Here is an 11779-nt window from a genome sequence, read left to right on the forward strand (position 1 = left end):
GGCTCAGCCCAGCAGTTTGTCCAGCGTGATCGGCAGGTCGCGGACCCGGACACCGGTGGCGTGGTGGACGGCGTTCGCGATCGCGCCCGCCACGCCGACGATGCCGAGCTCGCCGATGCCCCTGGCGCCGAGCCCGCTGATCACCGGGTCCGGGTGGTTAAGGAACCTGACGTCGATGCGCGGGACGTCGGCGTGCACCGGCACCAGGTACGAGGCGAGGTTGGCGTTGGTGAACCGGGCGCTCGCGTCGACCTCGGTGGCCTCCAGCAACGCCTGGCCGATGCCCATCACGACGGCGCCCTGGATCTGGCTGCGGGCCGCCTTGGCGTTGACGATCGTGCCCGCGTCGCACACCGACAGCCAGCGCGTCACGCGTGGTTCGCCGGTGAGCCGGTGGACCTTGACTTCGCAGAAGTGCGCGCCGAACGAGCGGAAGCCGTGCTCCGGGTCGACGAGTTTCGGGGACGTGCCGACCGCTTCGACGCCGCCGACGTCGCACGTCGTGAGCAACGTGCCGAAGCTCGTGGTCAGGCCACCGGACGACACGCTGCCGTCTTTGTAGACGACCGACGCCGGGTCCTTGCCGTGGAAGGGAGAACGCGGGTTGGTCACCGCGAGGTTGATCAGCTCGGTCTGCACGGCCTTCGCGGCCACCTGGACGGCCGGACCGTTGGTGCCCGTCGAGGTCGACCCACCCGCGTTGGCCGCGGCGGGGGAGGTGGAGTCGCCGAGCTCCGGCCTGACGCGCGCGACCGGGATGCCCAGCTCGTCGGCGGCCAGGATCGCGAACACGGTGTACTGACCGGTGCCCAGGTCGGCGGCGGTGCCGGAGACCGACGCGGTGCCGTCCGGGTGGAGCCGGACCTTGATCGACGCTTGACCACGGCCCGAGCCGTAGGTCGCGGTCGCCATGCCGGTGCCGACGAGCCAGTCGCCGTCGAGGGTCGCGCGGACCTCCTTGGGGCGCCGGGCCCAGCCGAACTCCTCGGCGCCGAGGCGGTAGCACTCGTCGAGGTGCTTGCCGGACCACGGTTTCCCGGTGTTCGGCACGAGCGTCGCGTAGTTGCGCAGCCTCAGTTCCAGCGGGTCGAGGCCGAGCTGTTCGGCGAGCTCGTCCATCGCGCTCTCCAGCGCGAACGAGCCGTTGGCTTCGCCCGGCGCGCGCATCACGGTCGCCGCGCCGAGGTTGAGCGGAACGATCGTCTTGGTGACTCGGATGTTCGGGCTGGCGTAAGTGGTCAGCGTCCAGTTCGCGACGGACTCCGACCAGTTGCCGCCCAAGCCCCTGCTGGTCACGCCGTCGTTGACGATCGACGTCAGCTTGCCGTCGGCGGTGCACGTCATCGAGATGGTCTGCTTGGTCTTCGGCCGGTGTCCCGCCATCGTGAACACCTGTTCACGCGTCAGCGCCGCCTTGACCGGCCTGTTCAGCGCCCTCGACGCCGCGCACGCCAGCGGGACCTGGGCCCAGTTGCCCCACTTGCCGCCGAACCCGCCGCCGACGTGCGGGCTGAGCACGTGGATCTTGGCCGCGTCCACGCCGAGCGTCTCGGACAGCCTGCGCTGCACCAGAAGCGCGCCCTGCGACACCGTGTAGACGGTCAGGTGGTCGCCGTTCCAGGTCGCCACGGTCGCATGCGGTTCCATCGCGCAGTGGTGCTGGAACGGCGTGGTGTAGCTGGCGGTGAAGGTGATGTCGCCCAAGGCCCGGGTGCCGACGACTTCCTCGACCTCTTCCGCCTTTCGGACGGTCGGACCGGGGAAGTCGGTGACCGGCGGCTGTGGCTCGTACGTCGCGGTGACCAGCCCGGCGGCGTCACGGGCCTGCTCCCACGTCTCGGCGACGACGAACCCGATGGCCTGGCCGAAGAAGCGCACCTCGTTGTCCTGCAACGGGTGGAAGCGCTCGTCGTTCTGCTCCTGGACGTACGCGAAGAGCTTCAACGGGTTGAACGGCGTGTACACGGCCAGCACGCCGGGGGAGGCCAGCGCCGCGCTCGTGTCCATCGCGGTGATCCGGCCGCGGCCGATGGTGCTCGTGACCAGGTAGCCGTAGGCGACGCCGGGGATCTTGGTGTCGGCGGCGTACGGTGCCGCGCCGGTGACCTTGATGCGGCCGTCGACCCGGTCGACGGGCTGCCCGATCACCGCACACCCGCCGCGTCGAGCAGGGCGCGGACGATCGTGCGCTTCAACAGACTGGTTTTGAACGCGTTGTGCGCCAACGGTCGTGCTCCGTCCACAGCGGACTCGGCAGCGTCCGCGAACGTCCGTTCCATCGCCACGCCGCCCTTCAGGCGCTCTTCGACGGCTCGCAGCCGCCACGGTTTCGTGCCCACACCGCCCGCCGCGAGCCGGACGTCCTGGACGACACCGCGCCTGAGGTGCACCGCCGCCGCGACCGACGTGAGCGCGAACTCGTAGGACTGCCGGTCGCGGATCTTGAGATACGTGGAGTTCCTGGCCCACGGCAGCATCGGCACGGCGACCTCGGCGATCAGCTCGCCCGGTCCGAGCACGTTCTCCTGTTCCGGCGTGCTGCCGGGCAGCCGGTAGAAGTCCTCCAGCGGCACGGTCCGGTCGCCGTCCCGGCTTCTGAGCACGACCCGGGCTTCGAGCGCGACGAACGCGACGGCGACATCGCTGGCGTGCGTCGCGGCGCACGCGTCGCTGGTGCCGAGGATGGCGTGACCGCGGTTGATCCCGGTCAGCGCCGGGCACCCGCTGCCCGGCAGCCTCTTGTTGCACGCCGACGTGACGTCGCGGAAGTAGTCGCACCGGGTGCGCTGCATCAGGTTCCCGCCGATGCTCGCCATGTTCCGCAGCTGCCCGGACGCGCTGAGCAGCAACGCGCGGGAGATCATCGGATGGGTCGCGGTGACGACCGGATGCGCGGCGACGTCGCTCATCCGCTCCAGCGCCCCGATCCGCACCGCGCCCGCGTGCAGCCGGATCCCCTTGAGCGGAAGGCCGTTGACGTCGATGACCCGGTCCGGCGTCACGACGTCGAGCTTCATCAGGTCGACCAGCGTGGTGCCGCCGGCGAGGAACGCCGACCCGGGCCGGGCGAGCTCGAGCGCGCCGGGGACGGTCGACGGCGAGGCGTAGTCGAACGCGTGCATCAGCGGCCTCCACCCTTGACCTGCTTGATCGCTTCGAGGATGTTCGGGTAGGCGCCGCAACGGCAGAGGTTGCCGGACATGGCTTCCCGGATCTGGTCGTCGGTGCGGACCTCGCAGTCCTCGACGACCTTCAGCGCGGACATGATCTGCCCGGACGTGCAGAACCCGCACTGGAAGCCGTCGTGGTCGATGAACGCCTGCTGCACCGGATGCAGCTCGTCGCCGTCCGCGATGCCCTCGATCGTCGTGACCTCCTTGCCCCGCAACGTCGCCGCCAGCGTGAGGCACGACAGCACCCGCCGGCCGTCGACGTGGACCGTGCACGCGCCGCACTGCCCGCGGTCGCAGCCCTTCTTCGTGCCGGTCAGCTGAAGCCGTTCTCTGAGCGTGTCCAGCAACGTCACCCGCGGGTCGATGCTGAGCTTCCGGCGCTCGCCGTTGACCTTGAACGCCACCTCGACGAGCCCCGTGGCCTCGGGCGCGGCCGACGCGATCGCCTCGATCGCCGGTGAGGCCATCGCCACTCCGGCCGAGACCGCCGCCGCCTGACCGAAGAACTGCCGCCTGCTGGTTGTCATGTGTGACCCCCTGTGCTCGGGGCCACACAAGCAGTATCGATCCGATGGGTCAATGCGCCAAGGCGCCGAATCTCGCCGGTAACGTCAGTTTCGGCACCAAGAGATCCGATGAATCACGGCGTTTTGCCTGGATTAGGCCTGCTTGGGCGTTCACCGGGCTGAATCAGCTCGCGGTGATCGTCGTGCAGGTGACCTTCCGGCCCGGCGCGGCCGTCGCGCTCGCCAGCACCTTTTCGCCGTCCAGCAGGATGCGGCACGTCAGCACCTCGTTGCCGATGGGCGTCGCGATGATCTCCGCCTTCTCCCCGGCGTTGATGACCGCCTCCAGCCTGAACGGGATGATCGCGGCCCTGGAGAGGGCCTGCGGTGCCTGCTTCTTGTAGCGGTCGGGGTTGACCAGGTACTCGATCTGCACCGGTCCGGCGACGGCCGGCTCGGTCGTCACCTCGTAGGTGATCGCCCAGGCCTTGCCGACCAGCATGTTCCAGCCGCCGAACTGCTGCACCAGGACAACCGTGCCGCCGCCGATCACGGCCAGCACGCCGAGCACCACCACGAACGTCTTCACAGGACAGAACGATATTCCGGCCCACGATGCGCCTGCGTCATTCACGGGAGTGACCCGCGGGTCGTCCCGGAGGACGACAATGTCGGTCATGCGCGCGGTCTTCCTGACCTTCACCGGTGTGCCCGGCCGGATTCAGAACGCCTACGAGATGTGGTGGTTCGGCGGCGGTGAGGTGCTGGAGGGCGTGCTGCGCGGCTGGTTCGCGAACGGCGGCGGTCCGGCTGAGGTAGTGCGTCTGAACGGCGTGGACGACCTGCCCAGGGCGCTGGAGGCGATGCCCGACGCCGACGTGGTGTGCTTCCCCGGCCTGGCCGACCTGGGGATGACCGAGAACGCGCGGTTGTGGGTGGACGCCCAACGGCAGGTCGTCGCGGCGTGCGAGAGCCGCGGCAGCATCGCTGTGCTCGACAGTCCTCCCGGCCTGTACCCCCTCGACGTGCGGGACTGGCTGTCGTACGAGCTGATGTCCGCCAGTCCGAACGCCGTCCTGTACTACCCGTGGATCCTGGCGGGTGACCAGTGGGTTCCGCCGTGCGGTCACGTCGCTGGTGCGTGGGCACGGGTGACGCGCGACGAGGGCGTCATGGCCTCGGTGGGCGGAATCGAGCTGCTCGACGTCGTGGACGTCGCCACCGATGTCACCCCGGGCGAGCAGTTGGTGCTGCACCAGTACGGGGTCAGCGTGCTGCGGGCGTTGCCCGGCTGGGGCATCCGCACCTGCGGTGCGCGCACCCTGTCCGGTGAACCGTGGCTGTTCCGCGTGCCGACCGTGCGACTGCTGGCTGCGCTGGCACCAGTGGTGACTCGGCTCTGCGACACGGTCGACCGCACGGAGCCGTACTCGATGACTTTGGCCGTCACCAACGCGATCGTGTCGTTGTCCGGCCGGCCCCGTGACGCGGTCTCGGTGCGGAGCGAACCGCTGGAGCCGGACGGCTGGCGGGTCCGGATCGACCTCGGCGAGCCGATCACGGCGGGGGATCCGCTGTCCCTGGTGCTGGAGCATCCGGCGGGAACGTGGTCGGTGACCGGAACAGAACCTCAGCAGGATGACCAACTGCCAGATCGCTGAGGATGAGCTGCTCGAACCTGTCCAGGTCCTCGCGTGACCATGTGGTGGCGATCGGGCCATGCACCACCACGGTGATCCGCCGGCGGTGACTGCCGTGTGTGGGCGGGCCGATCGAGGTGCTGCCGGGATCCACGACCTGCACCGCGGTGACGTCGGCTCCTCCCAGCACTTCGGCCAGCCGTTGGAGGCCGCGTGCGGTGCCGCGGTAGGTGAGCAGTTCCCCGGCATCGCGCAGGAGCCGCCGGCCGGCATCGGCCGACGGCCAGTCCGCGAGGTCCCAGCCGAGCCAGGAGCACAGCCAGCCGACCATCGCGTCCGGTGCCAGCGCGGGATGGGTGAGCAGCGCGAGGTCGTCCACCTGCGTGGCGACGCCGTCGAGGAGCTCGTCGAAGATCGCGGTGAGCTTGACCAGCAGCGGGTCCTCGAGCATGCCTCGGGGAACGAGCGAGGTGACGCGTCGCGGCGTGGTCATCGGAACCTGATCTCCGGGGGACCGGGCCACAGCAGGGCGTCCGGCGGCAGGTCGATCCGGTCGGCTTCGCGATCGCGGTTGCCGGTGATCGGATCCCACCCGGACAGCCGCACCTCGTCGACCAGCCCCACACCGGCGACGTCCAGCAGCACACCGAAGAGCTCACCCGCGACGAGCGACCTGCCGAACGGCCAGCCGCGGCCGTCTCGGCCACCCGCGACCGGGTGCAGGTAGGTGCGCACCGCTTCGGCCGCACGGGACCGCAGGCGGTCGACCGGGTCGTGCCCCGCCCTCGTCACGGTCGCCGACACGATGACGCCTCGGTACGACGGCGGTTCGAGGACCAGCCGCGCGCCGGCGGTCCGGCGGTCTTCGAGGTACGAGCCGACTGCCTCGAACACGGGGTTGGCGATCAGCAGGTCGGTGAAGTCGTCCTCGACCCGCACCGACGGCACGACCAGGACTCGCGCGTCGCCGCGGTCGTCGGTGAGGCAGCGAGCGCGGGCGACCACCGGGGTGGCCTCCAGCGCGAGCCGTTCGAAGTCGGCCGCCGACACGGCGCGCCAGCCGGACCGCAGCAACGCGGGCGCCTTGGCGCGCACCTCCTCGACCGGTTCCGGGTCGATGCCGCCGAGTGCGGGAAAGCGATTGGTCACCTGGGTCACGAAGGGCACCGCCGTGTTCAGCACGGCGATCGTTCCGGCGGCTACGTTGCCGGCCGTGCCGCCGCCCGCCACGTAGTCGATCGTGATCTGCTCGCCGGGCGCGGGCACAGCGCCGTGCGTGCCGTCGCCGAACAGGACCTCACCGGTGTTGCGGTCGATCTCGTAGTGCCGGTCGTCACCGAACGAGTCCACCAGCGAGTCCACCGCGACCCATTCGGCACCGCTGACGCGGACGCGGTGCTCGCCGGGCACCAGCGGCGCCCGGCGGGTGCGCAGGCGTTGCCGGGGACGGCCCGTTCCGGTGCCGAGTTCCTCCCCGATCACGCTTGTGCCGTGCTCGGCCAGGACGGACACGCCGACACAGTGCGCTTCCCGCACCTGCGGGACGTCCCCGCTCACCGCGCGGAACCTGAGCTGCCGCCCGTCCCAGCCCGGTCCCGTGTGGACGAGCGACTCCCGTGTCCCGGCGGCCGACCAGCCGTCCGGCGTGGAGAACTCCCAGTCGAGCTCGGCGTCCGGGTTGTCCGCGAACTTGACCAGGACGACCGCGTTCGGTCCACCGCCGGTGAACGGCAGATGGCTCCACTCTCCGGTGCGTGTGACGTCGGCGGCAAGGCGTCCCACTGGCGCGACCCCGGTCGCGACGGTCCGGAACTCAACGGCCGCGGCGTCGCCGGTGCGGACGGTGGCGACGCACGTGCCGGCCGGGATGTGCAACGGTTGCTCGTTCGGTGCCGCGAGCACGAAGTCGATCGTGGTGCTCGCGAGACCAGCCGGCCTGCCGCGCACGCCGACCATGTTCAAGAACGTCGAGTAGAGCCGGTCGGGCACCTGGTTGAGCCGGTAGATCAGCTGGTCGGTGAGGAAGGCGAAGATCTCGATCAGCGCGACGCCGGGATCACCCGGCTCCGTGCTCGTCCACTCGGGACAGAGCTGCGCCCGCAGCCGCATCGCCTGGTCGACGAGGTCGGAGTAGCGCCGGTCGTCCAGTGACGGAACGGGTAGCCGCCCGTCGGCGTTCAGCGCGCCCACTCGAACCTCCCCTCGAACAGGCCGCGTTCGCCGGTGGCCTTCACGACGTACTCCACCCGCACCGCCGCCCACCCGAGCCGCGGCGTGCCCCACCGCTGGGCGAGGTCGCCGAGCTCCAGCCCGGCCACGTCGATCCGCGGCTCGTGTGCGGCGATCAGCTCCCGCATCCGGTCGGGCAGCTCCTGCTCGGTCCAGTCCGGCCGCACCCCGAAGTCCGGCCGCATGACCCGTTCACCCGCCACCGTGCCGAACAGGACGGCCAGCGACGACTCGATCGCGGCGCCACCGGCGACGACGGTCATCCGGCCGCGCGCGTCCAGCCGCAGCGGAAAACCCAGGCCCGCCACCGTCATCGCCTCCTGATCGCCACGAGCGTGCCGGGCACGAGCGCCGACACGTCGAGACCGGGATTGTCGTCGGCGATCAGCCGCCAGTCCTGCGACGCGCCGAGATACCGGTGCGCCAGCAGGTCGATCCGGTCGCCGCGCCGCACCCGGTGGTAGATCACCGGCTCGCTGCGCACCGCGGCCGGCATCCGCCGCAGCACCCTGATCAACGCGTCGAACCCCTGCTCGTAGGGGCCGGTGAAGTCCACCCCCTGCGTCACCCGCAGCCACAACGGCAGCTCGACCCCGGTCACCAGCAACGGCACCAGCACCACGAGCCCGTCGATCTGCAGCATCTCCGCGATCTGCAGCTCCTGCTGGACCGCCCTGGACTGGAACGCCCGCTCCGAGGCCAGCACCGCCACGTGCGTGCACGACTGCAGCCCTGCCTCGATCGCCTGCGGCCACGTCACGCCGGGGTCGATGTCGCGCGGCGCGATCCAGGTCGCGACGCCGTGCCGCTCCAGGTCGGTGGACAACCGCTGGGCGAGCGGGCCTTCGCTCTCGGTCCGATGGCTGAGGAACACGCGCACGTCCGAGATCATGACGCGCGCCCGGCCGAGCTGTCACGATGCGCGCGTGCCGACGTACCTGCGTCCCGGCGTCTACATCGAGGGATCGCGCAACCTCGCGAAGAAGTCCTGGACCCGGTCGTACTGCCGCTGCTCCTCCGCCCGGTGCGGGTCGGAGAGGCTGATCAGCACCTCGGACGTGCGCCGGTGCAGCAGCACCTGGCCGCCGCCGCTGACACCGCCCTCGAACTCCCGCTCCGTGCCGGAGGCGTAGGGCTGCCGTCCGGGCGCGAGTACTCGGGAGGCGGCAACGGCGTGCCCATCCGCGCCCAGAAGACGACCACGACGACGTCGCAGTCGCGCGGCCTCGGCAGGCCGACGGCGATGGACGCCTGGGGGGTGGCGGTCGCGAGGACCGGCGCGCCGGCACCGGGTTCGTCCCAGGCGACGACCTCGATCGCCACCCGGCCGCGCAACGCCGGTTCGTACGCCAGGCGGTCCAGCACCTCGAGCGCGACGGCCCGCTCGTCGGCGACGTCGCCCGGCGACGACCGGAACACCCGGATGCGTTGCACCCGCTCAGGGCAGGGCGCCTGCTACTTCAGCAGCAGGCGGACGGTCAGCTCCAGCCGGTTCGCGACGTCGGTGGCCGTGGCGCGGCGCGTCACCCAGGCGACCAGGTTCGACAGCCACACGTCGCCGATCACGCGGGCGATGGCCTTCTGCTCGTCGGTGGGTTCCTCGTCGCTCATCGCACGGGTGAACATGCTCTCCATCAGCCACGCAACGCGGTCGACCTCGGCGCCCGCGGAGGCGTCGGCGAAGGTGAACGCGCGGGTCATCGCCTCGGTGAGGTGCGGGTTGCGCTGCAGGCCCCTGGTGATGCGGCCCAGCACGAACAGCACGCGCTCGTAGGGGCTGTCGCCGGGGACGGTGGCGCGGTCCATCTTCTCCTGGGCGCGTTCCAGCTCGACGCCGAGGCTCGACACGAGCAGGTGGACCTTCGACGGGAAGTAGCGGTACAACGTGCCCAGCGCGACGTCCGCCCGGTCGGCGACGGCACGCATCTGGACGGCGTCGAACCCGCCCTTGGACGCCAGCGCGATGGTCGCGTCGACGATCCTCTTGCGCCGTTCGCGCTGGGCCGCGGAGCTGAGCTCCTCGCCCGCCATCAGCGCGTCCGTGCGCGACTTCGAAGGTGACACGGAGATGATCCTCCTGGAACGTGTTGCAGCTGCCCTCACATCCTACTCGATCGGTTTCCCGCCCATGATCTGTTGCTCGAATTAGAACACGTTCTATAAACTCCTTCACGTATGGAGGAGGCCGCATGCCGATCGCCACGACCGGGGAACAACGAGCGTTGCGGGACAGTGTGGACGCGGCCAAGGGCGAGTGGGCTGACCTCGTCCGGGTCGGGTTCTTCGAGGTGACGCGGGAGGGCGGCACGGTCGCCGATCTCGCGGTGATGCTGGAGCGGGCGGCGGAGAACCTCGTGCCGGGGCCGTTGCTGCCCACGGCGCTGGTGTCCGTGCTGGTCCCCGAGTTCGACGGGATCGCGGGGTTCGGCTTCTCGTCTCAGCACGTGGTCGGTGCGGCCGAAGCCACGCACGTGTTGCTGAGAACGGACTCCTGGAGGCTCGCGCCCGTCGCGCAGGTGACCGAGCTCGACGCCGTCGACCTCTCGCGGTCGCTGGGCTCGGTGGTCGTCACCGAACCCGGAGTCGAGGTCGACGACCCGACGGATCTCGCGATCACGTTGATGGCGGCCGAAGCGAGCGGGATCGCCGCGTGGTGCCTGAACACCGCGGTCTCGTATGCCAAGCAGCGGCAGCAGTTCGGGCGGCCCATCGGGTCGTTCCAGGCTGTGAAGCACCTGTGCGTCGAGATGTTGTGCCGGGCGGAGCAGGCCAGTTCCGTCGCCTGGGACGCGGCCGGGTCGGTCGGGGAGGACGAACACCCGCTGGCGGCGGCGGTCGCGGCGGCCGTGGCGCTGGACGCGGCGGTGCGCAACGCCAAGGACTGCATCCAGGTGCTGGGCGGCATCGGGTTCACCTGGGAGCACGACGCGCACCGCTATCTGCGCCGGGCGTTGGCCCTGCAGCAACTCGCGGGCGGGGTCGCGCGGTGGCGCCGGCGGGTCGCGGAGCTGGCGTTGCGGGGGATGCGCCGCACGCACACCGTGGAGATCGCGGGTGATCCCGAGGTGCGGGCGTTCGCTGAGGAGCTGGCCGGGCTGGAGCCGGGTGAACAGCGGGAACGGCTGGCGGACAGCGGTTTCCTCGTGCCGCGCTGGCCGCGGCCGTACGGGCTGGACGCCGACCCCGCGCGGTTGCTGGTGATCGACGACGAGTTCGCCCGCGCCGGGGTGCGCAGGCCCGACCTGGTGATCGGCGGCTGGGCGGGGCCGACGATCCTCCGCCACGGAACCCCCGAGCAGCAGGAGCGGTTCGTGCGGCCGACGTTGCGCGGCGAGATCACCTGGTGCCAGCTGTTCAGCGAACCGGAGGCGGGCTCGGACCTGGCGTCGTTGCGCACCAGGGCGGTGCGGGTCGACGGCGGCTGGCGGATCACCGGGCAGAAGGTGTGGACGTCGCTCGCGCACGAAGCCGACTGGGCGATCTGCCTCGCGCGCACCGACCCGGCGGTGCCCAAGCACAAGGGCATCACGTACTTCCTGGTCGACATGCGTTCCGAAGGTGTGGACGTGCGGCCGTTGCGGGAGATCACCGGCGATGCCCGGTTCAACGAGGTCTTCCTGGACGACGTGTTCGTGCCCGACGACTGCGTGGTCGGCGAGGTCGGCGACGGCTGGCGGCTGGCGCGCACGACGCTGGCCAACGAACGCGTCGCGATGGGGTCGTCGCTCGGTGAGTCGCTGGAACGGGTGCTGGCGTCGCCGGTCGCGACCGACCGCCCGGAGCGGCTGGGTGAGCTGGTGGCGCAGGGGCTCGCGGTCGCGGCGCTGGACCTGCGGGCGAGCCTGCGGGTGCTCAGCGGACAGGAACCGGGCGCGGAGTCCAGCGTGCGCAAGCTGGCCGGGGTGCGGCACCGGCAGGACGTCGCGGAGTTCGCGGTCGAACTGCTCGGGCCGGACGGGGCGGTGAACGGTCCCCAGATCCACGAGTTCCTGTTGACGCGGTGCCTGAGCATCGCGGGCGGGACCACGCAGGTGCTGATGAATCTCGCAGGCGAACGGATTCTCGGATTGCCGAGGGAGCCCTGATGGACTTCAAGTCCGACGACACCCAGCAGGTGATGTCAACGTGCCTGGTCAAGCGCGACCCCAGGTGGATGTATGGGGGGGTGAAAACACCAATTTTAGATTGATCGGCCCTAAAAAAAACATTGCGAGCGGCGAGGCCGGGGCCC

Annotated in this window: 13 protein-coding genes; 2 read left to right on the top strand and 11 right to left on the bottom strand. The window is 70.6% G+C overall.

The window, feature by feature from the left end:
• Nucleotides 1-3: 3 nt before the first annotated feature.
• The 4 genes from ABZV40_RS32575 to ABZV40_RS32590 all read right to left on the bottom strand — a co-directional run bounded on the left by ABZV40_RS32575 (nt 4) and on the right by ABZV40_RS32590 (nt 4268).
• Nucleotides 4-2148 carry a xanthine dehydrogenase family protein molybdopterin-binding subunit gene (locus tag ABZV40_RS32575; protein WP_355450180.1) on the bottom strand — a complete coding sequence of 715 codons (2145 nt, stop codon included), beginning with the start codon at nt 2146-2148 and terminating at the stop codon, nt 4-6.
• A complete protein-coding gene (locus ABZV40_RS32580) occupies nt 2145-3122 on the bottom strand; it encodes a xanthine dehydrogenase family protein subunit M (RefSeq protein ID WP_355450183.1) in 978 nt (325 codons plus the stop codon). Before ABZV40_RS32580 ends, ABZV40_RS32575 begins: the two co-directional genes overlap by 4 nt.
• Complete coding sequence (locus ABZV40_RS32585; protein WP_355450318.1) at nt 3122-3640, bottom strand: (2Fe-2S)-binding protein; 519 nt, start codon at nt 3638-3640, stop codon at nt 3122-3124. The genes ABZV40_RS32580 and ABZV40_RS32585 overlap by 1 nt, the downstream gene beginning before the upstream one ends.
• Nucleotides 3641-3863: 223 nt before the next feature.
• Entirely contained in the window at nt 3864-4268 is a 405-nt protein-coding gene (locus ABZV40_RS32590; protein ID WP_355450186.1) for a hypothetical protein, read from the bottom strand.
• An 88-nt stretch (nt 4269-4356) separates the two neighbouring features.
• Between ABZV40_RS32590 and ABZV40_RS32595 the strand changes: the two genes are divergently transcribed.
• Nucleotides 4357-5340 carry a hypothetical protein gene (locus ABZV40_RS32595; protein WP_355450189.1) on the top strand — a complete coding sequence of 328 codons (984 nt, stop codon included), beginning with the start codon at nt 4357-4359 and terminating at the stop codon, nt 5338-5340.
• Here ABZV40_RS32595 and ABZV40_RS32600 read toward each other — a convergent pair.
• From ABZV40_RS32600 to kstR, 7 genes are all read right to left on the bottom strand, one after another.
• Nucleotides 5237-5812: a phage tail protein gene (locus tag ABZV40_RS32600; protein ID WP_355450192.1), complete on the bottom strand. Its 576-nt coding sequence runs from the start codon at nt 5810-5812 to the stop codon at nt 5237-5239. The two genes, ABZV40_RS32595 and ABZV40_RS32600, sit on opposite strands and share 104 nt — an antisense overlap.
• Nucleotides 5809-7509, bottom strand: coding sequence for a putative baseplate assembly protein (locus ABZV40_RS32605; RefSeq protein WP_355450195.1), 1701 nt, complete (start codon nt 7507-7509; stop codon nt 5809-5811). The genes ABZV40_RS32600 and ABZV40_RS32605 overlap by 4 nt, the downstream gene beginning before the upstream one ends.
• Nucleotides 7497-7862, bottom strand: coding sequence for a GPW/gp25 family protein (locus ABZV40_RS32610; protein WP_355450198.1), 366 nt, complete (start codon nt 7860-7862; stop codon nt 7497-7499). The genes ABZV40_RS32605 and ABZV40_RS32610 overlap by 13 nt, the downstream gene beginning before the upstream one ends.
• Nucleotides 7859-8428 (bottom strand): toll/interleukin-1 receptor domain-containing protein, encoded by a 570-nt coding sequence (locus ABZV40_RS32615; RefSeq protein WP_355450201.1) that lies wholly within the window; start codon nt 8426-8428, stop codon nt 7859-7861. The genes ABZV40_RS32610 and ABZV40_RS32615 overlap by 4 nt, the downstream gene beginning before the upstream one ends.
• 72 nt (nt 8429-8500) lie before the next feature.
• Nucleotides 8501-8626: a hypothetical protein gene (locus tag ABZV40_RS32620; protein WP_355450204.1), complete on the bottom strand. Its 126-nt coding sequence runs from the start codon at nt 8624-8626 to the stop codon at nt 8501-8503.
• Complete coding sequence (locus tag ABZV40_RS32625; protein WP_355450207.1) at nt 8593-8982, bottom strand: hypothetical protein; 390 nt, start codon at nt 8980-8982, stop codon at nt 8593-8595. Before ABZV40_RS32625 ends, ABZV40_RS32620 begins: the two co-directional genes overlap by 34 nt.
• Nucleotides 8983-9003: 21 nt before the next feature.
• Nucleotides 9004-9579, bottom strand: a complete 576-nt coding sequence (kstR, locus tag ABZV40_RS32630; protein ID WP_232836801.1) for a cholesterol catabolism transcriptional regulator KstR — start codon at nt 9577-9579, stop codon at nt 9004-9006.
• A 158-nt stretch (nt 9580-9737) separates the two neighbouring features.
• Between kstR and ABZV40_RS32635 the strand changes: the two genes are divergently transcribed.
• On the top strand, nt 9738-11633 hold the full coding sequence (locus tag ABZV40_RS32635; protein ID WP_355450210.1) for an acyl-CoA dehydrogenase family protein: 1896 nt from the start codon (nt 9738-9740) through the stop codon (nt 11631-11633).
• Nucleotides 11634-11779: the final 146 nt, after the last annotated feature.

Origin of the sequence: Lentzea sp. NPDC004782, assembly GCF_040609115.1 — a bacterium.
Lineage (GTDB): Bacteria > Actinomycetota > Actinomycetes > Mycobacteriales > Pseudonocardiaceae > Lentzea.